The following is a 23,330-nucleotide window of genomic DNA, read 5'->3' as shown; positions in this document are numbered from 1 at the left end:
GCAAAACCAATCTTGCGCCTGCAGCCTTGCGGCCGCGGTCCGTATTTCTGCGGGAGCCAGCTTGCCCCAAACGATCATGCCCACCCGAAGTCACCAATATCGCAAAACATGGTAACCAACGTGTTTACGAACCGGTACGACACCAGCCTGTGGTCGAAAAGCACCTTAAAGAGGCGATTTTCGGGCGCACCGGTCATATCGGCGATATCCAGAAATAACCGGTCCTTATGCCGCAAGCTGTGGATTTCACCTGGCAGTGAGCGGACGAGGGGATTTTTTTGCCGAGAAAATGGTTTTCGTTGCTACTGGTCCCTGGTGCGGCAAAGCCTTGACCAAAGCGCCAAAAACCGGCACATGCGGGCTCTAAGCACAGGTTGAGCTCCCATGTATCTGATCATATTCGACGTCGACGGAACGCTGGTGGACAGCCAGAACACCATTCTGCACGGTCTGCAGGTGGGGTTCGAGGCGGTCGGTCTGCCTATGCCCGACCGGAAAACCGCCCTGTCGATTGTCGGGCGGTCGCTGGAGGAAGCTTTTGCGGATCTGGTCGGGGAAGCGCATGCGGACAAGGCTCCGGAGATGGCGGATGCCTACAGGGCGTCCAAGATCTCCCGGCGTGGACTGGGGCTCGATATCGACCCGCTATATCCGGGCGCCAGGCAAGCCGTGGAAAGACTGCATGGACAGGACGACATCCTGCTCGGCATTGCAACGGGCAAGGCGATGCGCGGCGTCAGGCACATGCAGGACACCCATGACCTGCACGACCGTTTCGTGACGATCCAGACGGCCGATACCTCGCCGTCGAAGCCTCACCCCGACATGATCTTCAAGGCGATGGCGGAGACGGGTGTGGAACCCCATCGCACACTGATGATCGGGGATACGGGCTTCGACATGGCGATGGCCCGGGCCGCCGGGGCGCATGCCATCGGTGTCACCTGGGGATATCACGACCATACGCAACTGACGGAAGGCGGGGCGAACCGCATCATTCAAGGGTTCGAGGATCTCGATTCTGCCTTGAACGATATTCTTCAATTCTCCAAGGTATCAGTCTGATGAGCGATTTTTTTGAAGTTCTGCAGGAAGACGCCGCGCGGGACCCGGAACAGCGCGCGCGGGAATTTTCCCGGCGCGAATTGCCCAAGCGTTTCTACAAGGAAGCGACCCATGAACCCGCTGAGGGTGGCTTTGCCATTCACCTCGACGGCCGGCCGGTCAAAACGCCGGGCAAGACAACACTGCTCCTGCCGAATGAGGCGTTGGGCGTGGCGGTCGCGGCCGAATGGATGGCACAGGAAAAGGTGATCAACCCGGCGAACATGCCACTGACCCGCATCGCCAACTCGGCACAGGATGCGGTTTCGGTTCGCCATGACGACGTCGCCGACGACATCACCCGCTTCGCCGGCACCGACGCGTTGTGTTACCGCGCCGACGACCCGCAAAGTCTGGTCGATACGCAGCGCCGCCTGTGGGATCCGGTCGTCGACTGGGCGGGAAGTCTGCTTGGCGGACGCTTCGTGCTGATCGAGGGCATTGTCCATGCACCCCAGCCTGAAGAACTGCTCAAGGCCTACCGGCAGCGGATCGGTACGGAAACACCGCTGCGCCTTGCCGCGTTGCATACGGCCACCAGCCTGACCGGCTCTGCGCTTCTGGCGCTCTGTCTGAAGGAAGGCCATCTGGATGCCGACAGCGTCTGGAGCGCTGCTCATGTGGAAGAGGACTTCAACATCGAGCGCTGGGGCGAGGACGAGGACGCGGCCCGCCTGCGGGCCTACAAGCGCAAGGAATTCGATGCGGCGGTCCTGATCCTGCAAGCGGGGTGAGGCTCTTCCCGAGGTCTGGCTTCGCAGACCGGAGAGGGTCGGCCTCGCACTTCAATTCAGGTTTCCGGAACGGGTTGACCGTCAGCCCAGATAAAATGTCGTCGCCATCAGGAAGAAGATCAGCACGCCGAGCACGTCGTTTGACGATGTAATGAACACGCCGATGGCCATGGCAGGATCGATGCCGATCTTGTCGAGAATGATGGGGATGCTCGCGCCGACCGTGGCGGCGAGGGTGGTGACGCACACCAGGGACAGGGATGTCGCCAGAGCCAGGTGAAGCGGTGCCTCCAGCGGCACGACCAGAGAAGCGATCAGGACCAGGCAGCCAAGGACGGTCCCTGCGATCACGCCGTTGAACAGCGCAGCGAAAAACTCCTTCATCAGGCGATAGAAAATATCGCCCGACCAGAGGGCGCCGGTCGCGATGCCCTGAACGGCGACCGCGGAGGCCTGCAGTCCCGCATTTCCCGCCATCGACATGGTGACCGGAATGAAGGCGGCGAGAATGGCGGCTTCCGCAAGCTGGTCCTCATAGGATCCGACGACTGTCGCGGCTACGCTCGCGCCGACGAGGCCGGCGAGAAGCCAGGGCAGGCGGCCCTTGACGATCCTGAAGATTGTGTCGTCCGAACGCGCCTCACCCGAGACACCGCTCATCAGCAGCATGTCCTCATTGGCTTCGTCGGAAGCGATCCGGGTGAGTTGCTTGGGGGTGATCCGGCCGATCAGATGGCCTTCGCCGGAGACGACCGGCACCGTGCGCATGTCGCGTTTGCGGGCAAGGCGCAGGACCTGTTCCTGGTCCGTGTCGGCGGAAACGGCCAGCACATCGCGGTTCATGATCTCGCTGAGCGGCGTATCGCCCTGGGCCAGAAGCAGCTTTCCGACCTCCACCGTCCCTGTCAGCTTGCCATGTGCATCGGTGACATAGACCGTGAAGATCTTGCGGATACGGTCGGCCTGCTCACGCATCTGCGATACGGCTTTGCCGGCGGTGCAGTCCTCCGGCAGGGCTACGAACTTTCGCGCCATAACCCGCCCGGCGGTGTCATCGGCGTAGCTTGCCAGCGTTGCGATGTCTTCGACATCCGGAAGACGGGCGATCAGTTCGTCGGCGACGTCATCGGGGAACTCGTTGAGGATTTCGGTGGCGTCCTCCGGGTCGAGCCCGGCGAGAATATGGCGGAACTGCTCGAGTGTTGAGTCCTCCATCAGAATGGAGCGAAATTCCGGGCTCAGTTCGGCGACAACCTTGATAGACGGATTGGCCGGCAACCACTGGAACAGCTTGCGGGCATGCTTGAGACGCAGCCGGGTGAGAAGCTGCATGACGTCCGCCGGGTCCCAGCGCTTGAGCAGATCCACGAGCTGCTGGCGCTTGCCGGCCTTGATCATGTCGCGCACCGCCCTGAGTGGCGCGTCATTGGCGTCCAGAGGTTTATGGGCCGGCTCCCGTGTCCACACAATGGTGTCCGGATCTGGCTCGACACTGGAATTGCTCATGGGGAAACCTCCGGAATTGACCGGTCTGCTTTTAAAGCGCTTTTGTGACGCCGTCCTGACGGACAGGTGAGCCGGCTATTGGGTCGGTACGCTAAACTTCGAATTCCTCAAGCTCGGCGAAGGCCGTGCGCAACTTGTCCGACCATCCGTGCGACAGTTTCTGGAAATAGGGATCTTCCTGCTCGATCCGGACCTGACGCTCGGTGGAAAAGGAATCCGTGTTGTAGAGCAGCATGTCGATGGGCATGCCGACGGACAGGTTGGAGCGCAAGGTGCTGTCGAAGGACAGAAGAACCAGCTTGGCGGCTTCCCCCAGACGCATGTCGGCCCGGGTCACCCGGTCCAGGATCGGTTTGCCGTATTTGTGCTCGCCGATCTGCAGGTAGGGTGTGTCTTCGCCCACCTCGATAAAATTACCGGCCGCATAGACCTGGAACATGCGGGGCTGTTCACCCTTGATCTGGCCTCCCAGGATGAAGGTCACGAAGAAGTTGTCGGCGCTGGCTGCGAGCGCTTCTCCGTCGATTGCCTTGACTTCCCGAACCGCGCTGCCGATCAGGCGCGCGACCTGGAACATGGTTCTGGCGCTCATCAGCGTCGTCCGGTCACTCTCCGCCGAAGTTATGTGTTCGCTCAACAGGGAAATGACTGCCTGGGTAACTGCCAGGTTGCCGGCGGAGGCGAGTGTGATCACCCTTTCGCCAGGTTCCTCCCAGACATGCAATTTCTTGAAAGTGGAGATGTTGTCGACACCGGCATTGGTTCGCGTGTCCGCAGCAAAGACCAGGCCACGATCCAGTTTCAAACCGACACAATATGTCATTCCATCGCCCTTCTGACGTAAGTTCGAAACGCAGGGTCAACCCGTCTTCAGGTGGGATCACGAGAAAGAGCGGCTGCTGATCTTGCGTAAAGCCTCAAAGCGTCCCGCCCGGGGTGAGCGCGGATAGCTCCGGCTTGCCAGTGGCTCCGTATGGTGAAGGAAGATGACAGCTATTGCTGCTGCTGCAAGGCGGCTTGAGCAACGTCAACCTCAACCCGCAGGTTCTCCTCCAGTCCGCCGAAACGGATGCCCCTGATGGGAGCAGCAGAACGGGAATCCAGGCCGACCGTCAAGCGAATATAACGATCTGTCGGGCACATAGCGTTGGATATGTCGAAACCGGTCCAACCGAGGCCCTGGACCAGAACTTCCGCCCAGGCGTGATGGGCTTCGGAGGACTGTTCCTCCTCCAGAAGAAGGTAGCCGGACACATAGCGGGCGGGGATGCCGATGGAGCGTGCCGCCGCGATAAAGATGTGCGCGTGGTCCTGACAGACGCCTTCGCCGGCGGCCAGGGCGGCTGTCGCGGTGGTGCTGGTTTCGGTCACGCCGACCTTGTAGTCGACCTTGTCGCGAATTGCGTGCATGAGTGCGTGGAAACCGGCGATCGGGTCCGGGCCTTCCGCGAGGGCTGCCAGTTTCCGGATCGCCTGATTGGACTGGGTCAGCGGAGTGATCCTGGTGTAGAGGCGCGGCGGGATGCCGGCATCCAGTTCATGGCCGAGAATGCCGCTGGTATCGATCGTATCGACGGTGCCGCAGGCCGTGATTTCCACTTCCTGAACCGGGCCGTCTCCGGACACCATGTGAACCTGGTTGCCGAAGGCATCCTTGTAGGTTGTCGCCCGCTCTATGCCCGGCGTCTCGATGGACCAGTCTACGATTTTCTGTGACAAACCGTCCTCCGGCGTCAGCCTCAGCTGCTGCATGGCATTGGCCAGCGGCGTGTCGTATCGATAGCTGGTGGTGTGTCTGACGGTCAGTCGCATGCGGCACCGGGGATCTGCTTGGTTCGAAGGTCAGGCGAAATTGTAATCTTCACTCAGTTGCTGTGCGAACTGATTATTTTTCCCGACGAACTCCGTCAGAAACTCGTGCAGTCCCTGTTGATAGATTTCGCGCATCTGTGTTTCGGACAGTTGGCGTGAAATCTCGGCAGCCAGGTCCAGGCTCGGTTCCCGCGAACCGTAGAACTGGGCCAGGTCCTCCGCCGTGTCGGCGATCCAGTCGTAGCAATGGGCAAGCGAGCGGGGCATTTCCGTTCTCAGGATCAGGAATTCCGCGATATTGAAGGCCTTGAGGCGGGCATTGGGATAGGCGAAGCGGTAGCTTCTGCGTCCCGCCAGGGCTCTGAGGATCGCCGACCACTGATAGCGTTCCACGGAGCCGTCGTCGATAATGTCGCTGTCCGGCAGCAGCGTCCAGTACTGGGTATTTAGGATCCTGGCCGTGTTGTCCGCCCGTTCGACAAAGTTTCCCATCTGGCTGAAAAAATAGCCGTCATCGCGCAGGACCGTGTTCAGCAGCGCGCCGCGGAACAAATGCGAGCGCTGGTTCACCCAGGCGAGGAAATCGGGCAGCCTTTCCTGGGTGATGGTCTGCGGATTGACCTCGTTGAACTCGATCCAGGTGGTGTTGACCGCTTCCCAGAGTTCTGCCGTGATACTGGTGCGCACAGCCCTTGCGTTGTTGCGCGCCAACTCCAGGCAATGGCGAACACTGTCGGAGTTTTCCTTGGAAAAGATCATGAACGCCGCGACATTTCGCAAGTTCAATTCGTCGTATCTTTGCGCGAAGCCTTTCTCGCTGCCTGAACAGGAGAGCGCAAAGGTCCAGTGGGTGCCATCTTCCTGGCCGGAATGGGAAATGATGGCGCCGCGAAAGCCCACTTCCAGAAGGCGGGTCACGTTCTGGGCGCGCTCGTGGTAACGAGACATCCAAAACAGCGAAGAGGCGGTTCTTCCGAGCATTTATTTCTCAGTCCTCAAGTACCCAGGTGTCCTTGGTGCCGCCGCCCTGGCTGGAGTTGACGACAAGGGAGCCTTTTTTCAGGGCCACGCGGGTCAGCCCGCCCGGGGTGATCCGCACCTGATCGCCGATCAGGACATACGGACGCAGATCCACGTGGCGCGGTGCGACGCCGGAAGCGACATGGGTCGGGCAGGCCGAAAGCGCCAGGGTCGGCTGGGCGATGTAGTTGGAGGGGTTGTTCTGCAGAACACGGCGGAACTCGGCGATTTCGCGCCTGGAGGTGGTCGGGCCGATCAGCATGCCGTAGCCGCCGGAGCCGTGCACTTCCTTAACGACGATGTCTTCCAGGTTGTCGAGCACATAGGCCAGGTCGTCCGGCCGGGAACAGTTCCAGGTTGGAACATTGTTCAGGATCGGCTTCTGGCCCGTATAGAACTCTATAATGTCAGGAACGTAGGCATAGATGGCCTTGTCATCGGCGATCCCCGTACCGGGCGCGTTGCAGATGGTGACACTGCCGGCCCGGTAGGCGTCGAACAGGCCCGGCACGCCGAGCATGCTGTCCGCATTGAAGGTGAGGGGATCCAGGAAGGCATCGTCAATGCGCCGGTAGATCACGTCCACCTGCTTGGGCGCGCGCGTTGTGCGCATGAACACTTTGCCGCTGTCGACGAAAAGATCCCGGCCCTCGACCAGCTCGACACCCATGGAGTCTGCCAGGAAGGCATGTTCGAAATAGGCTGAATTGTAAATGCCGGGCGTGAGCACGACGATGGTCTGGTTCGATTTGGCCGGGTCCGGTGCGACGCTTTCCAGGGTCTGGCGGAGGTTCTCCGGGTATTGTTCCACCGGCGCGACCCGGTGTGACTGGAAGAGCTCGGGAAACAGCCGCATCATCGTTTCCCGGTTCTCCATCATGTAGGAAACCCCGGAAGGGGTGCGGGTGTTGTCTTCCAGAACATAGAACTCGTTCTCGGAGACACGGACCAGATCGGTGCCGATGATATGTGCATAGACCTTGCGGGCCGGGGTGAAGCCGGCCATTTCCGGCAGGAAAGCCTCGTTCTGCAGTATGAGATCGGCCGGAATTCTGCCGGCACGTAGAATTTCCTGGCGATGATAGATGTCATGCAGGAAGGCGTTCAGCGCCCTGACGCGCTGGTCAATGCCGGCGGACAGACGCCGCCATTCCGAGGCGGAAATTATGCGCGGTATCGGGTCGAAGGGAATGAGCCGTTCGGTGGCTTCTTGCGCGCCATAGACAGCGAAGGTGATGCCGAGCCTGCGAAAAATCATTTCGGCATCGCGGCTTTTTTTTGTCAGGAAATTAGCGGGCTTGTCTTCCAGCCATTGGGCAAGTCTGGCATAGGCCTGTCGCGGCTCGCCAGTTTCTTCGAGCATTTCATTGAAGAAAGTACGTTCGTCCGCCATTGCCTCCCCTTCGCAGGTGCATGCCTGTTGAGCAATCATTGCAAAAATCCAAGGCGTGTCAAAGAGCAATATGATAGCGCATGTGCCCGGTGTTTAGGCATGTTGCGACTGGCCGACACGATAACCTTCTGACTTAACTCGCCTTTTGAAACCCTGGATGCTCCGGGGCGACATCTTATTTGTGTCAGGGGCGGTCCTGCATGCGAAAATCCGAATTCGAAACTCGAGGTTGCGCAGTGCAGTTGACCGTCTCTTTCCCTTAATCAGCCGGTTCTTCCGCCCGGGCCGGATGCCGTTGAGGCATTCGGGTAGCAGGAATGATCCTGTCCGAGCGGGCTGAGGAGAGGTGGACGAGCAAAATTCGCCTATTGTCCAGGTGCTCATGAATTAGGCACCGCACTGGGAGCAAAACCGATTTTCCTGAAGCGGGATCAAGGGCCCAGGTCAGAACTTGCATTCGGCGGTTGGAATAGCGGTGCGCGAAGAGCGATTTTCCGCTGCCGGTACAGTGATGACAGAGCAGAAAAACCGTAAGGTAGTTCTCCCATAAGCCCATGTGCTGACTATGAGCTTACCGGGGATCGTGCTACGGCCTGACCCTGGAGCATCACAAGATCGATCAACCTGTCAGCTTCTACGGGGAACCGGATTGCGAGCGGGACGATGCAGAATCGGGAGGACCGGATGAAAGAAGTTCTGGCCGAATTGGAACAACGCCGGGAAACAGCGCGCCTGGGCGGCGGGCAAAGACGGATCGACGCGCAGCATTCCAAGGGAAAGCTGACGGCGCGCGAACGCATTGAAATCCTGCTGGATGAAGGCTCTTTCGAAGAGTTCGACATGTTCAAGCAGCACCGCTGTACCGACTTCGGCATGGAAGAACAGCATATCCCCGGCGACGGGGTGGTGACCGGCTGGGGAACCGTCAATGGCCGCACCGTCTATGTGTTCTCAAAGGATTTTACGGTCTTCGGAGGCTCGCTGTCGGAAACCCACGCGGAAAAGATCATCAAGCTGCAGGACATGGCCTTGCAGAACCGCGCTCCCATCATCGGCCTGTTCGACGCGGGTGGGGCCCGCATCCAGGAAGGCGTCGCGGCTCTGGGCGGCTACGGAGAAGTGTTTCAGCGCAATGTGCTGGCCTCCGGCGTCATTCCGCAGATTTCCCTGATCATGGGTCCGTGCGCGGGTGGCGATGTGTATTCTCCGGCCATGACGGACTTCATCTTCATGGTGCGGGACACGTCCTATATGTTCGTGACGGGGCCGGATGTGGTGAAAACCGTCACAAACGAGACCGTCACGGCGGAGGAACTGGGCGGTGCGTCGGTTCATACGACCAAGTCCTCCATAGCGGATGGCGCCTTCGACAATGACGTGGAAGCGCTGCAGGAGATGCGCCGGCTCATTGACTTCCTGCCGATGAACAATCTGGCGGACTTGCCGGAACTCACACACTATGACGACCCGGAACGGCTCGACATGAGCCTGGATACACTCATACCGGACAATCCGAACAAGCCCTACGACATGAAGGAACTTGTCCTTAAGACGGTCGATGAAGGTGACTTCTTCGAAATTCAGGGCAGTTTCGCTAAAAATATCCTCACCGGTTTCGGAAGGGTGGAGGGCCGCACCGTCGGTATCATCGCAAACCAGCCGATGGTGCTCGCGGGTGTGCTGGATTCCGACGCAAGCCGCAAGGCTGCCCGTTTCGTGCGGTTCTGCGACTGTTTCGGTATTCCGGTGCTGACCTTTGTCGATGTGCCCGGGTTCCTGCCCGGTACGTCGCAGGAATATGGCGGGCTGATCAAGCATGGAGCGAAGCTGCTGTTCGCCTATGCGGAAGCGACCGTGCCGAAAATCACGATCATCACCCGCAAGGCCTATGGCGGCGCATACGACGTGATGAGCTCCAAGCATATTCGCGGTGATATCAACTACGCCTGGCCGACTGCCGAAATCGCGGTGATGGGTGCAAAGGGGGCCGTTGAAATCCTGTACCGGTCAGAGCTCGGTGACCAGGAGAAGATCGCCGGGCGCACGAAGGACTACGAGGACCGGTTCGCCAATCCGTTCGTGGCTGCCGAGCGTGGTTATATCGACGACGTTATCCGCCCGCACTCGACCCGCCGCCGGGTTGCAAGGGCGCTGGCTTTGCTGCGCTCGAAGAAGGTGGAAATGCCGTGGAAGAAACACGACAACATTCCTCTCTAGGCGATCAGCGGTCGGCCGCGATTAATCCCAGCGGTTGAAGCCGCCGCGCGGAAACAGCGGTTCCTTGCATTCATAGGCAACCGGGCATTTGCGGTGATCGCGCGTCGGGCCGTACTGGACGAAGAGCTGCTGGTTCCGGTCGCAATAACTGATGTTGGAGACAAACATCGAATAGGTGTGCTGACCGGTGGTGAAAACGACCGCTCCATGCTGGCGTACCAATGACTGAGCCTGACCGCATGTCATTGTCCGAAGATCGGGGCGCTGCTGCGCGGCAAGAGGCTGGCAGGTACTTGCCAGTGCGAGCGCGGCGATGAAAAGATGGCGTTTGCGCATATTGGCCTCCACGGATCCTGTTTCAGGCCGGAAAACAATTTCCGGCCAAGTCCAGTTGTAAGGAAGGACCATCGGTCCTCTTACTTGAACTGGTCGTATCGGGAGTGTGCGGCAGGTTGTACGGCAAAAATGTGATCAGAACCACATTCCGTCGTTTTGGACGATGAGAAGCAGATGTTGCCGTGAGCATCACCTGTCTGCCTAACCCGCTTTTCAGCCTTATTGGGTGGCGCACACAGGATGAGGAGTTGCGTCCCTGGCGCCGTTGAGAGAAAACCCCGCCAGACGCCTGTCTTCAAACCGGACGACCAGTTTTCCAGCCGAGCGCAGCCGATGCCAGAAATAGGTAAATTTATCCGCGCAGGCAGGACAGTCGTTGAGGATATACCCGTCGGGACCGGCGGTGAACTTGATCAGATCGCGGTCCAGTTGAATCCGGACAAGGGATCTCGGCGGAGGCAGGTTGCCCATGACGTTGATGCTGATCAGAGCCCCGCGCATATTCTTATTGATGGGACACCAGATGGTAAAATAGGAGCCCTGGGAATTTACAGTCCAGTATCGTTCGTATCCATGAGCTACATCGTGGTTCCATTGCCCGTGTGCTTCCGAGGATGCCTGACACGGTATGGACAAGCCTATGAGAGCGGTAAGCATCAATTTGGTAATCATCGAGAGTTCCTCCGATAACTCGGAGGTGGAAAACTAAAGTTCTACTCTTAATACGTGCTTAAAAAAAATAGGTTATTTTATCAATAGTTTTTTTGCCTATCTTCGGAAGATCGCCTGGCGTGAGTTCAGGATCCGGCATTCCGTTTTTCCCAGTCGGTCGGGCAGACGGGGCCCGGAAGAATCTGACGTGCGCCTTTGAGCGAAAACACGGCATAGCGCTCGTCCTGAAACTTGACGGCAAGCGAGCGTGCCGATCTGAGCTTGTGCCAGACATAACCGAAGCTGTCGGCGCAAGTCGCGCACTCGCTGTCGATGTAACCCTGCTTGTTGACCGGCAAATCCAGGACCTCCTGATCCAGGATCAGTTTGGCCCTTGTATCGGGAGGCGGCGTTCTGCCCTCAACCACGATGTGCAGAAGCGTTCCGTTGACTTTGCGTTCAGGATGGCACCAGACGACGAAATTCGCCCCCTGTTTGTTCGTCGTCCAATAACGCGTAAATCCGTTTACGTCACCGCTGCTCCACTTTTCGAAGGTTTCAGCCCAGGCCGAGACGGAAAGTAAGGCAGCAACCAGAAAAGAAATTGTAGTGATTGTCTTCATTTTTTGATAATCCTCTTCAGTATTTATAACTATATATTTATTAATAATAGTATAAAAGCCGTGGGGATGTCCCCGGCAATGACACCGCGCGGCATGCGCTTCCTATTTGTTGAGCTGGGTTTAAACTGCCTTATCCGCATAATCACGTCTCGCCCTTTGGATAAGTTGCGTGGCACGAAGGCCCGGCCTACAACCTTGGAAACGCTCCAGCTGGGTGGAAACGCATGTTCTCGAAAATTCTTATCGCCAACCGTGGCGAGATCGCGTGCCGGGTCATCAAGACCGCACGGCGTATGGGCATCAGGACGGTGGCTGTCTATTCAGATGCCGATCGCGAGGCTCTTCATGTCGAGATGGCTGACGAGGCTGTGCATATCGGCCCTGCGGCGGCATCGGAGTCCTATCTCGTGGCCGACAAGATCATTGCGGCCTGCAAGGAGACGAGCGCGGAGGCCGTGCACCCGGGCTACGGCTTTCTGTCCGAACGGGCCAGCTTCCCGGAAGAACTTGCAAAGGCGGGAATTGTCTGGATCGGCCCGCATCCGCGCGCCATCAAGGCCATGGGCGACAAGATCGAATCCAAGAAATTCGCCAACGCCGCAAACGTCAGCACGGTTCCGGGGTATCTCGGTGAAATCGATACGCCCGATCATGCCGTCGAAATTGCCGAAGGCATAGGCTATCCGGTAATGATCAAGGCTTCCGCAGGCGGCGGCGGGAAGGGCATGCGGATAGCCTGGAACGCTGAAGAAACGCGCGACGGCTATGTGCGATCGAAATCCGAGGCGGCGTCATCATTCGGCGACGACAGGGTGTTCATCGAGAAATTCATCGAGAACCCGCGGCATATCGAAATTCAGGTGCTCGGCGACAAACACGGCAACGCGATTTATCTGGGCGAGCGGGAATGCTCGATCCAGCGGCGCAACCAGAAGGTCATCGAAGAGGCCCCGTCACCGCTGCTGGATGAGGAAACCCGCCGGAAGATGGGTGAACAGGCGGTCGCTCTGGCAAAAGCCGTGGACTATGACAGCGCCGGAACAGTCGAATTTGTCGCCGGACAGGACAAGAGCTTCTTTTTCCTGGAAATGAACACCCGTCTTCAGGTTGAGCACCCGGTGACGGAACTGATCACCGGCGTCGATCTCGTGGAGCAGATGATCCGCGTGGCCGCCGGCGAGAAGCTGGCCCTTGCGCAGGACGAGGTGAAACTGAGCGGCTGGTCGGTGGAAAGCCGCATTTATGCCGAAGACCCTTACCGCAACTTTCTGCCGTCTATCGGACGTCTTGTACGCTACCGGCCGCCGGAGGAAATGTGCGTCGACGGCGTGACGATCCGCAACGACACCGGCGTCGTCGAAGGGTCAGAAATCTCCATGTTCTACGATCCGATGATCGCCAAGCTGGTCACCCATGCACCGACCCGCGAAGAGGCTATCGATGCCATGAGTTCGGCACTGGATGCGTTTTACGTTGACGGCATCCAGCACAATGTGCCGTTTCTCACGGCGTTGATGAACCATCCGCGCTGGCGTTCGGGAATGCTTTCGACAAGCTTCATCGCCGATGAGTATCCGGACGGTTTTTTTCCGGCCCTTCCGGATGAAGCCGCCGTTTCGGTGCTTGCTGCCGTCGCATTGTCCATGGGGGCTCTTGAAAGGGAACGGCTGGACCATCTGCCCGGACGCCTGCGTCCGCATTCCGGTGCGCTCCGCGAGGACTGGGTCGTCAAGGTGGACAAGACCTATGTGCCTATCCGGCTGGCCGCCGGCTATCCGGGAACTCCGATAGAACTGGATGTGGCAATCGGCGATGGGCCCTTGATGACCGTCGAATCCGATTGGGCACCGGGAGACCCGCTCTGGTCGGGCACGGTGGGCTCGCGGCCGGTGACTGTTCAGGTGCGCACGGTAACAGGCGGATACCGTCTCGACTGGCAGGGAAGCTCGGTCGTCGCCAAGGTGATGACGCAGCGCGCTGCGGAACTGGATGCTCTGATGCCGGAGAAACTTCCGCCGGACACGTCCAAACTGCTGCTTTGTCCGATGCCTGGTCTGGTGGTTTCCATCGCCGTTTCCGAAGGGCAGGAAGTCAAGGCGGGTGAACAGCTTGCCGTGGTGGAAGCCATGAAGATGGAAAATGTGCTGCGGGCAGAGAGGGACTGCACCGTTACCGCCATCAAGGCCTCGGCCGGAGACAGCCTGGCTGTAGACGCGGTAATCATGGAGTTCTCCTGACGCCTGTCCTTGTCAGGGAACAACTTGTGAGCCTGTGGTCTGATTGACAGGCAGATGAGGGCAGCGATATTCCATCGGCTCGTGGCTTGATGCTGCGAGCCGTTTTCGGTTTCCTCATTCTCCCGGAGGCACGATGCCTTTCACGACCTTGCTGTTCGATCTGGACGGCACCCTGACCGATCCATTCGCCGGCATCACCAGTTCGCTGCTTTACGCGCTGGAGAAGATGTCGAAACCTTTGCCGGAGGCTGACGAACTGCGCTGGTGCATCGGTCCGTCGCTGTGGGAGAGCTTCCGGGTATTGCTGGGAACGGACGATCGGTCCCGGCTGGATGAGGCCATCGGCTTCTACCGGGAGCGCTATACGGATACGGGGCTTTTCGAGAACACGCTGATTGACGGCATTCCGGAGACGCTCGACCGTTTGACGGCCTCGGGTCATCGCCTGCATGTGTGTACGTCCAAGCCCCATGTCTATGCAGTCCGGATTGTGGAGCATTTTGGATTGATGCCATATTTTGGCAAGGTGTACGGCTCGGAACTGGACGGCACGCGGTCGGCCAAGTCGGAGCTGATTGCCCATATTCTGCGGGAAGAGGGGATCGGAGCGTCGGAAACGGTCATGATCGGCGATCGCAAGCATGACCTTATCGGCGCCAATGCGAACAAGGTTGCCGGTATCGGCGTTCTGTGGGGCTACGGCAGCCGTGAGGAACTCGAACAGGAAAACCCGGCCCTGATCGCCGCAACTCCGGCGGAGATTTCCCGGCACCTGTCGGCCGGCTGAGCAGTGCGGCAGGCCTTCCAGGGAATCTCGGGGCCGAGTTTGGCATTGCTTTTTACGGATTTCAGCGATACTGAAACTGCCATGAGAACAGTTCTCGGGGCGGGGTGAAATTCCCCACCGGCGGTATCAGGGAGACCTGGAGCCCGCGAGCGCCATGTAACCGAAACCGGTTTCATGGGTCAGCAGATCCGGTGAGATGCCGGAGCCGACGGTTGAGGTGCGATCTTCGTTGGCAGGATCACACCTGAAAGTCCGGATGAGAGAGAACTTGGCTGCGGATCCCGCAAAGGGACCGGCAGGCGCAGTGTCTTTTGAGACTGTTCTGGATACGTAACTGGAACGGAACTCGGACATGCCCGCCACTTTATCGAAATCCTTTCAAAAACCGCTGCTTGCGGCCCTGGCAATGGTCGGGGCAGGAGCCTCCTTTGCTCTGGTCAACGGTGCTCTGCAAGCCTCGACCATGCAGCTTGGTGTCCCGTCCACCTCCGCTGCCTTCTGGCAGTATGCGCTGGGCCTTCTGGTGGCCTTGCCGTTTGTGCTGCGGCGCGGGCCGCGTGCGCTGAAGACGCGGCAACCGGGATGGCATCTCTTGCGCGCCGGGTTCGCGGTAATCGGAATTCAGCTCTGGGTCGCTGGGCTTGCCAAGGTCGAGATCTGGCAGGCCATTGCACTGGTGATGACGTCGCCGTTCTTCGTCATCCTCGGGGCGAAACTCTTCTTCGGCGAGCGGGTCGGCGCCGTGCGCTGGCTTGCCACAATCGCCGGCTTTTCGGGCGGAATGGTCATTCTGGAACCCTGGACGGACAGTTTCAGCCTGGCAGCACTTCTGCCGGTCGGGGCGGCGGCGTTCTGGGCGGGCACTTCGCTGGTGACCAAGAAGCTCACACAAACCGAAAACGCCGATTCCATCACGCTCTACCTGCTTTTGCTGCTGACACCCGTAAACGCGGTTCTGGCGCTGGGCGAGGGCGGGATCCTGCCGTCAGGCAATGCATTCTGGCTTCTTGTCGGCGCAGGTGTGCTGACCGTGCTGGCGAACTATCTTCTGACTGTTGCCTACCAGCAGGCGGATGCGGCCTTCGTTCAGCCTTTCGACCATCTGAAGCTGCCGCTGAACATCGCCGTCGGTTTCTTCGCCTTCGGATTTGCCCCCACCGGAGCCTTCTGGCCCGGAGCGCTTGTCATCGTCGGAGCGTCTCTCCTGGTGATGCTGGACGAACAGAAACGGGCATCCCGGCAGTCCGCGGACGCTGCCAAGGCCTGACAGTCGTGCGGCAACACATTCCCGTTCGTGGCAACATGATTTATGAGTCTATGCTCTGAGCTTCGCAACGGCGAGTCGGACAGGAGACTGCGATGACAACAGATCCTTTGACCGTTCATGTGCTGATCGAAGGCCGTGTGCAGGGCGTAGGCTATCGCGCCTGGTGCACGGAGGAGGCGCAGTCGCGCGGTCTTTCCGGCTGGGTCCGGAACCTGCAGAGCGGGGCGGTGGAAGCTGTCTTCAGCGGTCCGTCGGATACCGTGGTGGATATGCTCGACGTGCTCTGGCAAGGCCCGTCCTTTGCCCGGGTGAGCCTGGTCAGGGATCTTGAACCGGCCGAGCCGGAAAGCGGCGCATTTGCCGTGCGAGAGACGGTCTGACCCGGGACATCGCCTGACATCCGGCTTTCGGGGAGCGCTACATCCCGGAATATGTACGGCTTTTCCACTGCGGGCAAAACGCGGCCCTCAACCGTATTTTGTGTAACAATTGCCTTGTTCGGCTGTTGTATTGTCATTGAATTATCGCAATATTCTGTTCAATCATGTGGAACAATCCCAGCTGTTCCATTTGGTATCTGCAGCGTAATTCAAGGAGAATTCTGGTGAAGATTGCGATTCTAGGTGGTGACGGCTTTGTCGGTTGGCCAACGTCCCTGCACCTGTCCGATCAAGGCCATGAAGTTCATATCGTCGACAACCTCAGCCGCCGCTGGATCGACGCCGAGCTTGGAGTGCAGTCCCTGACGCCAATGGATTCCATTCAGGAACGTACGCGGATCTGGAAGCAGGAGACCGGCAACACCATCCGGTTCCATCTGATCGACATCGCCAGGGACTACGAGGTGTTCAAGGCATGGCTTGCAGAAACCCGGCCGGATGCGATCATTCATTTCGCCGAGCAGCGCGCCGCGCCGTATTCGATGAAATCGGATCAGCACAAGAACTACACCGTCAACAACAACGTCAGCGCCACCCATCACCTTTTGAACGCCATGGTGGAGCTCGATCTGGATGCGCATCTGGTCCATTTGGGCACAATGGGGGTTTATGGCTATTCCAGCGTCGGCGCAGCCATCCCGGAAGGTTATCTGAGTGTCGATGTGGAGACACTGAACGGCGACAAGGCGGCTCAGGAGATCCTTTATCCGGCAAATCCCGGATCGATCTATCACATGACCAAATGCCTGGATCAGTTGCTGTTCCAGTTCTATGCAAAGAATGACGGTCTGAGGGTTACAGATCTGCACCAGGGGATCGTTTGGGGAACCCATACGCAGCAGACAAGGCGCCACGAGCAGCTGATCAACCGCTTCGACTACGATGGCGATTATGGAACGGTGCTTAACCGCTTCCTCATTCAGGCGGCGATCGGCTACCCGCTGACGGTGCATGGAACAGGCGGTCAGACACGGGCCTTCATCCACATTCAGGATTCGGTGCGCTGCATCGAGCTTGCGCTCGCCAACCCGCCGAAAAAGGGCGACCGGGTGAAGGTTTTCAACCAGATGACGGAAACCCACAGGGTGCGGGACCTGGCCGAAATGATCTCTCGTCTGACCGGCGCGAAGATCGCCTACCTGCCCAACCCGCGCAAGGAAGCGCCCGAAAACGATCTTGTGGTCGAAAACAGACAGTTCCTTGAACTCGGTCTGGACCCGACAACGCTGGCGGACGGCCTTCTCAGCGAGGTTGTGGACGTGGCGAAGACATTCGCCTATCGGGTCGATCGCAGCCGTGTACCGGCGGTTTCCGCCTGGACAAAGGATATCGCGGAGGAAATCGAACGCGACCCTGAACATCCAAGGCTCAAATCGGTCTCCTGATGGATTTCGTCGGCGACACTCCCGAGTTTGACAGGGGCGCTGAAAGCCCTTTCGCCTATGTGACCCTGGTGACCAACCGGGACTATGTGCTGGGGGCCACCGCTCTTTTGCGGTCGCTCAGGCGGACAGGTACCCGTGCGGATCTGGTTGTTCTGTTCACGCCCGGCGTAGACGCGCGGGACCTTGCCGCTCTGCAGCCGTTCAGGCCACGGCTCGGCCGCTGTGAACGGCTGCCGACGTCCGCCGAATTCAACCAGCGCCATGAACGCGGCCGCCTCCATGCGGCAGCTCCGTTCACCAAGGGTGGCAAACCGGTGTTTCATACGCCGCTCGACAATTTCGTGAAACTGCGCCTCTGGCAACTCGTTGAATACGAGAAAGTCGTGTTCATCGATGCGGATGCACTGGTGCTGAAGACTTGCGACAAGCTTTTCGGCTACCCGGAATTCTGCGCGGCCCCGAATGTTTATGAAAGCCTGGCCGATTTTCATCGCATGAACAGCGGCGTCTTCACGGCTCGGCCGGACGGGGTCACCTTTGACGAGATGCTGTCGCGCCTCGATCAGCCGGATGTCTTCTGGCGGCGCACGGACCAGAGTTTTCTGGAAAGCTATTTCCCCGACTGGCACGGCCTGCCTGTCTTTTGTAACATGCTGCAATATGTCTGGTTCAACCTGCCGGACCTGTGGGACTGGAGCCAGATCCACATACTGCATTACCAGTACGAGAAGCCCTGGCAGGCGGGACATGAGAAAGCGGACCGCCTGGGGCCGCTGATTGACCTTTGGCAGGCCTATGCCTCCGGCGAGGGTATTCCCGACGATCTGTCGCAGCTTCCCGGTCCCGGGGCCCCGGCGGAAAAGCGGGCCTCGTGAATGAAAGTCCTGATAACAGGGGCCGGCGGCACCGTCGGCCGCTTCATCACCCGGAAGATGCTGGTTGACGGCCATCATGTCACTGTTCTGGGACGCCGGTTGCCGGAGGATCTGCCGACAGCGTTCAGCCGGTACGATCTCGCCGATACGGATCCGGAATTGCCGCAGGCGGATGCACTGATCCACTGCGCGCTTTCTCACGAGCCCGGGAAATTCCGAGGGGGAGAGGGCAACGATCCCGAGCGGTTCCGGTGTCTCAACATCGAAGGAACGGAGATCCTGTTCAAGGCGGCCCTGCAGGCGGGGTGCGGACAGGCCGTTTTCCTGTCGAGCCGGGCGGTTTACGGCGATCACCGCGCGGGTGAATTGCTGCGGGAGACCGATCTGGCTGCGCCCGACACGCTGTACGGAGAGGCGAAGCTGGCCGGGGAGGCGGCCCTGGAAGGACTTGCAGGGCCGGAATTCAGGGGAGTTGCGCTGCGGGCAACCGGCGTCTACGGGCGGGTGGCTGATCGGGCTGACCACAAATGGAGCAGTCTCTTCAAGGCATTTGCAGGCGGAGAAACGGTTGAACCGCGCAGGGCAACGGAAGTCCACGGACAGGATCTTGCTGAAGCGGTTTCCATCGTGCTGGCAGAGGGCACACGGCGGACGTGCCGCCTGGCGCAATTCGACGTCCTGAACGTATCGGATCTGGTCGTCGACCGCCGGGATTTGCTGGGAGAGCTCAAGACCCTGTGCGGGTGTGCCGGAATGCTGCCCCGGTTTGCAGATCGCATGCCCGGGATCATGGAGACGGAAAAGCTGCAGGCGCTTGGTTGGAGGCCGGGGGGGGAGCGTGGCTTGCGGGCCTTTCTCAAAACCTGCTGCGCGGACCTTCAGGTCCCTGAGTAGGTCGCGACCGGACCGAAGATCTTTTCAAACTCCGTGCGCAGGACGCTGTCGTTCTCGGCAAGTGTCACCGGAATGCCGAGATCCACGAGGCTGGTGACGCCGTGGTCGTTCACGCCGCAGGGTACGATGCCGGAAAAATGCTCCAGATCCGGTTCCACGTTGAAGCTGATGCCGTGGAAGGTGACCCATTTGCGCAGGCGGATGCCGATTGCCGCGATCTTGTCTTCCACGTTCGTCCCGCGGTCCGGACGCCGGACCCAGACGCCGACCCGGTCCTCCCGGCGCTCGCCCCTGATGTGATAGGCCCACAGCGAATTGATGAGCCAGGCCTCCAGGGCGGAGACGAAGGCGCGTATGTCCTGCCGGCGGCGCTTCAGATCCAGCATGACATAGGCAACCCGCTGGCCGGGACCGTGGTAGGTGTGCTGGCCACCCCGGCCGGTGCGGTAGACCGGAAACCTGTCCGGGGCGACGAGATCGGCGTCCCTGGCACTGGTTCCAGCGGTATAGAGCGGCGGGTGCTCGAGCAGCCAGATCTGTTCGCTGGCCTCGCCCTTGATGATTCTTTCGACCCGCTCATCCATTTCCGCGAGCGCTTGCCGGTAGTCGACGGGCGCGTCGGAAATACGCCATTCGACCGGCTGTGAACCTGAATTCGGCAGAAAACTCACGTTCAGGGCGTCCCGATCGGCAGGTGACATGTGGATGACACTTCTTTGTTTTTTGAGTTGGCTTGCCATGCCGTGGTATGGTCGGCCTCGGCGTGTTCCGCCATATTTAAGGATTCTGGCCTGTAATGACCACCTTTGATGATATCAATGTCGACATATCCGTGGTGCTCGGCGAATCCGAAATGCCGGTTCATCAGTTGTTGCGCATGGGCCGCGGTGCGGTGATCGATCTAGACGTATCGGAAGACGACGATGTGAAGATCTACGCCAATAACACGCTTGTCGCCAGGGGGCAGGTGGTGCTGCTGGGCGAGCGGATCGGTATCTCCGTCACCGAGGTTCTGCTGCGCCCGCCGGAAATCCGCCCGATGCGCACGGAAGGCCCACTGTAAGCCCCGGCCGAATAAAAAGCATGTGCTTGTGCATTATTGCAAGTTCGGCTCTTGCGCCCCCAAAATCCTTTTGCTACACGGAGCGCCTCGACGCTGACAGGCGCCGGGAACAATCGAATATGCGGTCGTGGCGGAATTGGTAGACGCGCAGCGTTGAGGTCGCTGTGGGGTAAAACCCGTGGAAGTTCGAGTCTTCTCGACCGCACCATTCGAACGGCAACTCAGTTGCTTCAAAAGGCCGCCTTCGGGTGGCCTTTTTGATTCAACGGATAGCATGTGCGCTATGCTCGCCATTGCCGCTCGTGAGGAAGGCGCTTTTCTGATCAGCCGGTCTGTGGTTACGTGAGTTTCATCAAGTGGGCGCCGGACCTGTTCCGGTGGCGCACAGTGCAGGGGAAGTGTCAGGTGTTCAATCCTCAGTCAGTTCTTGTCGGTTGCCTTTTCTTCACCCTGGTACCTGCCCTGACCCCCGGGAGTGCGCTGGCCCAGGACGCCATGATCCCGCCCAAAGCCGTGGCCGGTGTGGCGACGGTGCCGGTCGACGGGGATATCAACCGCTACCGGGCGGTTCTGGTTGAAACGCAGGAAGGCGCGGATTTCTACATTTACACGGATGCCGGCAGCGGCTGGGAGCAGGCTGTCCATGCCCGGGATATCGTCTGGCGGGGCGGCATGTACGGACAGGAGCCGTGGATGGAAGTGAGCGAGCACGGGTCTCTCAAGATCTATTCCGAAAACTCCGCCATCGGCCGGAACCGCTGGGAGCAGGTGTTGACCATCGCCTATCGCGGTGGTGTGTTCGTTATCGCCGGATATACCTATTCCCACTACGACACCCTTGACCCGGATGCCTCGGGCCAGTGCGATGTCAATCTTCTGACCGGCAAGGGCATTCAGGACGGCAAGACCTTCAGGACCGCCCTGAAAACCGTGGCGGTCGCGGACTGGACCATGGATACACGGCCGCCTGAGTGCGCGCTTGAATAGCCGGGCGGCCCGCAGCGCGTATCCTGAAATCCAGTCATTTCGATAAGACAGGTCCATGAAACAGATCCCACGGAGATACAGGCGCGAGGTCGTTCGCCATGTGGGTGCCTTGCTGGCAGTCGCGTTGACGGCTTTTCCTGTTGCTGCCCAATCGTTGTCAACGAATCCGGCCAATTTTCCAGGAATGACCTGCCAGCAGCTCTGGTATATCGAGCAGCAGCTTCTGGCCGAGAGCAGGGTGTGCCTTCAAAGCGAGCGGGCACGGCGCGCTTTCCGGCGGGCGGAACGCTGCATTTCTTCCGATGAGGCCATTCTGCCCAAAAAGGCACTCGACTATCTGGAGCAGCTCAGAAACGCGGCCCGGAACAAGGGCTGCGCCGGGTTCTAGGGAGTTGATGTAAGGGCCTGCCGGCAAATGGCGGGTGCGCCGCGTGAAATTCGCATTTCGAAGGCGAGTCCTGTGGATCGGATCTGCTTTTCCTGTGGCGCTTTTTCCTGCCAGAGGCTAGTTCTGGTCGCGAGTTGCCGGCTCCCGTTTCGCCGGTGAAGACCAACGCGCGCAGAAGGGGGAGCACTGTATGAGCGATGCAGCCGAGCTTGATGTTGCAGCCTCTCCCGAACCGGTCATTCCGGTGCGCGACGAAGAGGATCATCTCAATCCGGAATTCATTGCCGCCGTCGAAGCGGCGATCAAGGCGAATGACCAATTCGGTCTGAGGGCGCTTGCCGGCGACCTGCACGAGGCTGACACCGGAGATCTGCTTGAGACCATCAATCCGGATGAGCGCGCCGCCTTCATCCGGCTTCTGGGCGAGGAATTCGACTATACGGCCCTGACCGAGATGGACGAGGCGACCCGCCTGCAGGTTCTGGAGGATCTGCCGACGGAGGCCATCGCCGAAGGTCTTGGCGAACTCGATTCCGACGATGCCGTCTACATCCTGGAGGATATGGACGAGGAGGATCAGGCCGCGATCCTGGATGAGCTGCCCTATGCGGACAGGGCGCAGCTCCAGAAAGCGCTGGATTATCCGGAAGAAAGCGCCGGCCGGCGCATGCAGAGCGAGTTTATCGCGGTTGCGCAGTTCTGGACGGTCGGACAGACAATCGACTACATGCGCGAAGCGCGTGATCTTCCCGACAGCTTTTACGAGATCTATGTCGTCGACCCGGCCTTCAAACTGCTCGGATCGGTGCATTTGAACAAGATCCTGCGCACCAAACGGGAGGAAAAGGTCACCTCCATCATGGAGGAAACCCGGCAGGCAGTTCTGGCGACCGAAGACCAGGAGGAGGTGGCCCGCCGGTTCGAGCGCTACAATCTCGTCTCCTCCGCCGTGGTGGACGAGAATGAGCGCCTTGTGGGTGTTCTGACCGTCGATGACATCGTCGATGTCATCCAGGAGGAAGCGGAAGAAGATCTGCGTGCACTGGCCGGGGTCGGCGACGAGGAAATCTCCGACACGGTGATGACCATCGCACGTTCGCGGTTTGCCTGGCTGGTGGTCAATCTCGGAACAGCGATCCTTGCCTCCGTGGTGATTGCTCTCTTCGAGGAGACTATCGAGGCGATGGTCGCTCTCGCCGTCCTGATGCCGATTGTAGCGTCGATGGGAGGGAATGCGGGTACGCAGACAATGACCGTCGCCGTGCGCGGGATCGCGACACATGAACTGGGGACCCGCAACATGATGCGGGTTCTGAACCGGGAAATCCTTGTGAGCGCGCTCAACGGCGTCGCGCTCGCCATTTTGATCGGCTTGACCGCCTGGCTGTGGTTCGCCAGTCCGGGCCTCGGTGTTGTGATCGGCGGGGCAATCATCATCAATATGCTGTTTGCCGGCCTTTCCGGCCTGCTGATCCCGATCGCGCTCGATCGGCTCAATGTCGATCCGGCAATCGCCTCCAGCGTTTTCGTGACAACGGTCACCGACGTCGTCGGCTTTTTTGCCTTTCTCGGCATTGCCGCGCTCTGGTTCGGCCTGCCGCTGTAACCAGT

Annotated in this window: 23 protein-coding genes, 1 tRNA gene and 1 riboswitch; of the genes, 15 read left to right on the top strand and 9 right to left on the bottom strand. The window is 59.5% G+C overall.

Annotated features, from left to right (window positions below; genetic code table 11):
* Positions 1-384: 384 nt before the first annotated feature.
* Positions 385-1,065: an HAD-IA family hydrolase gene (locus OA90_RS19640; protein WP_068416104.1), complete on the top strand. Its 681-nt coding sequence runs from the start codon at positions 385-387 to the stop codon at positions 1,063-1,065.
* Complete coding sequence (locus tag OA90_RS19635) at positions 1,065-1,838, top strand: ATP12 family protein (RefSeq protein WP_068416101.1); 774 nt, start codon at positions 1,065-1,067, stop codon at positions 1,836-1,838. Before OA90_RS19640 ends, OA90_RS19635 begins: the two co-directional genes overlap by 1 nt.
* A gap of 81 nt (positions 1,839-1,919) precedes the next feature.
* Here OA90_RS19635 and mgtE (OA90_RS19630) read toward each other — a convergent pair whose 3' ends face one another.
* The 5 genes from mgtE (OA90_RS19630) to OA90_RS19610 all read right to left on the bottom strand — a co-directional run bounded on the left by mgtE (OA90_RS19630) (position 1,920) and on the right by OA90_RS19610 (position 7,569).
* Positions 1,920-3,344, bottom strand: coding sequence for a magnesium transporter (gene mgtE, locus OA90_RS19630; RefSeq protein WP_068416096.1), 1,425 nt, complete (start codon positions 3,342-3,344; stop codon positions 1,920-1,922).
* 91 nt (positions 3,345-3,435) lie between these two features.
* A complete protein-coding gene (locus OA90_RS19625) occupies positions 3,436-4,167 on the bottom strand; it encodes a proteasome-type protease (protein WP_068416094.1) in 732 nt (243 codons plus the stop codon).
* A 170-nt stretch (positions 4,168-4,337) separates the two neighbouring features.
* A complete protein-coding gene (locus tag OA90_RS19620; RefSeq protein WP_068416092.1) occupies positions 4,338-5,156 on the bottom strand; it encodes a transglutaminase family protein in 819 nt (272 codons plus the stop codon).
* Between the two features lie 30 nt (positions 5,157-5,186).
* Complete coding sequence (locus OA90_RS19615) at positions 5,187-6,137, bottom strand: alpha-E domain-containing protein (protein WP_068416089.1); 951 nt, start codon at positions 6,135-6,137, stop codon at positions 5,187-5,189.
* Between the two features lie 7 nt (positions 6,138-6,144).
* Positions 6,145-7,569 (bottom strand): circularly permuted type 2 ATP-grasp protein, encoded by a 1,425-nt coding sequence (locus tag OA90_RS19610; protein WP_068416086.1) that lies wholly within the window; start codon positions 7,567-7,569, stop codon positions 6,145-6,147.
* Between the two features lie 684 nt (positions 7,570-8,253).
* Between OA90_RS19610 and OA90_RS19605 the strand changes: the two genes are divergently transcribed.
* A complete protein-coding gene (locus tag OA90_RS19605) occupies positions 8,254-9,786 on the top strand; it encodes an acyl-CoA carboxylase subunit beta (RefSeq protein WP_068416083.1) in 1,533 nt (510 codons plus the stop codon).
* Positions 9,787-9,807: 21 nt separating this feature from the next.
* Here OA90_RS19605 and OA90_RS19600 read toward each other — a convergent pair whose 3' ends face one another.
* From OA90_RS19600 to OA90_RS19590, 3 genes are all read right to left on the bottom strand, one after another.
* Positions 9,808-10,122 carry a hypothetical protein gene (locus OA90_RS19600; RefSeq protein WP_068416265.1) on the bottom strand — a complete coding sequence of 105 codons (315 nt, stop codon included), beginning with the start codon at positions 10,120-10,122 and terminating at the stop codon, positions 9,808-9,810.
* Between the two features lie 219 nt (positions 10,123-10,341).
* Entirely contained in the window at positions 10,342-10,794 is a 453-nt protein-coding gene (locus OA90_RS19595) for a hypothetical protein (RefSeq protein WP_068416079.1), read from the bottom strand.
* 125 nt (positions 10,795-10,919) lie between these two features.
* The gene (locus OA90_RS19590; RefSeq protein ID WP_068416076.1) at positions 10,920-11,396 is read right to left on the bottom strand and encodes a hypothetical protein; all 477 of its coding nucleotides are present in this window, start codon (positions 11,394-11,396) and stop codon (positions 10,920-10,922) included.
* Between the two features lie 224 nt (positions 11,397-11,620).
* Here OA90_RS19590 and OA90_RS19585 point away from each other — a divergent pair, with 224 nt between their 5' ends.
* The 7 genes from OA90_RS19585 (at position 11,621) to OA90_RS19555 (ending at position 19,281) form a co-directional block, all read left to right on the top strand.
* On the top strand, positions 11,621-13,633 hold the full coding sequence (locus OA90_RS19585) for an acetyl/propionyl/methylcrotonyl-CoA carboxylase subunit alpha (RefSeq protein ID WP_068416074.1): 2,013 nt from the start codon (positions 11,621-11,623) through the stop codon (positions 13,631-13,633).
* A gap of 133 nt (positions 13,634-13,766) precedes the next feature.
* A complete protein-coding gene (locus OA90_RS19580; protein ID WP_068416072.1) occupies positions 13,767-14,420 on the top strand; it encodes an HAD family hydrolase in 654 nt (217 codons plus the stop codon).
* An 86-nt stretch (positions 14,421-14,506) separates the two neighbouring features.
* A riboswitch (FMN riboswitch) is annotated at positions 14,507-14,692 on the top strand.
* Positions 14,693-14,772: 80 nt separating this feature from the next.
* Positions 14,773-15,687 carry a DMT family transporter gene (locus tag OA90_RS19575; protein ID WP_068416068.1) on the top strand — a complete coding sequence of 305 codons (915 nt, stop codon included), beginning with the start codon at positions 14,773-14,775 and terminating at the stop codon, positions 15,685-15,687.
* A gap of 92 nt (positions 15,688-15,779) precedes the next feature.
* Positions 15,780-16,067 carry an acylphosphatase gene (locus OA90_RS19570; protein WP_068416065.1) on the top strand — a complete coding sequence of 96 codons (288 nt, stop codon included), beginning with the start codon at positions 15,780-15,782 and terminating at the stop codon, positions 16,065-16,067.
* 224 nt (positions 16,068-16,291) lie between these two features.
* Positions 16,292-17,512 (top strand): NAD-dependent epimerase/dehydratase family protein, encoded by a 1,221-nt coding sequence (locus OA90_RS19565; protein ID WP_068416063.1) that lies wholly within the window; start codon positions 16,292-16,294, stop codon positions 17,510-17,512.
* Entirely contained in the window at positions 17,512-18,387 is an 876-nt protein-coding gene (locus tag OA90_RS19560; RefSeq protein ID WP_068416060.1) for a glycosyltransferase, read from the top strand. The genes OA90_RS19565 and OA90_RS19560 overlap by 1 nt, the downstream gene beginning before the upstream one ends.
* Positions 18,388-19,281, top strand: coding sequence for an NAD(P)-dependent oxidoreductase (locus OA90_RS19555; RefSeq protein ID WP_068416057.1), 894 nt, complete (start codon positions 18,388-18,390; stop codon positions 19,279-19,281).
* Here OA90_RS19555 and lipB read toward each other — a convergent pair.
* Positions 19,266-19,982 carry a lipoyl(octanoyl) transferase LipB gene (lipB, locus tag OA90_RS19550; RefSeq protein ID WP_068416055.1) on the bottom strand — a complete coding sequence of 239 codons (717 nt, stop codon included), beginning with the start codon at positions 19,980-19,982 and terminating at the stop codon, positions 19,266-19,268. The two genes, OA90_RS19555 and lipB, sit on opposite strands and share 16 nt — an antisense overlap.
* A 95-nt stretch (positions 19,983-20,077) precedes the next feature.
* Here lipB and OA90_RS19545 point away from each other — a divergent pair, with 95 nt between their 5' ends.
* The 5 genes from OA90_RS19545 (at position 20,078) to mgtE (OA90_RS19525) (ending at position 23,325) form a co-directional block, all read left to right on the top strand.
* Positions 20,078-20,344, top strand: coding sequence for a FliM/FliN family flagellar motor switch protein (locus OA90_RS19545; RefSeq protein ID WP_068416052.1), 267 nt, complete (start codon positions 20,078-20,080; stop codon positions 20,342-20,344).
* Between the two features lie 121 nt (positions 20,345-20,465).
* A tRNA-Leu gene (locus OA90_RS19540) sits at positions 20,466-20,552 on the top strand.
* Between the two features lie 197 nt (positions 20,553-20,749).
* Complete coding sequence (locus tag OA90_RS19535) at positions 20,750-21,331, top strand: hypothetical protein (RefSeq protein ID WP_156510570.1); 582 nt, start codon at positions 20,750-20,752, stop codon at positions 21,329-21,331.
* Between the two features lie 55 nt (positions 21,332-21,386).
* Complete coding sequence (locus OA90_RS19530) at positions 21,387-21,719, top strand: hypothetical protein (protein WP_068416050.1); 333 nt, start codon at positions 21,387-21,389, stop codon at positions 21,717-21,719.
* 190 nt (positions 21,720-21,909) lie between these two features.
* Positions 21,910-23,325, top strand: coding sequence for a magnesium transporter (gene mgtE, locus OA90_RS19525; RefSeq protein ID WP_068416048.1), 1,416 nt, complete (start codon positions 21,910-21,912; stop codon positions 23,323-23,325).
* Positions 23,326-23,330: the final 5 nt, after the last annotated feature.

The organism is Labrenzia sp. OB1 (assembly GCF_001624695.1).
Classification (GTDB): domain Bacteria; phylum Pseudomonadota; class Alphaproteobacteria; order Rhizobiales; family Stappiaceae; genus Roseibium.
The sequence above is the reverse complement of the archived record's forward strand: the minus strand, read 5'-3'. Positions and strand labels throughout refer to the sequence as shown.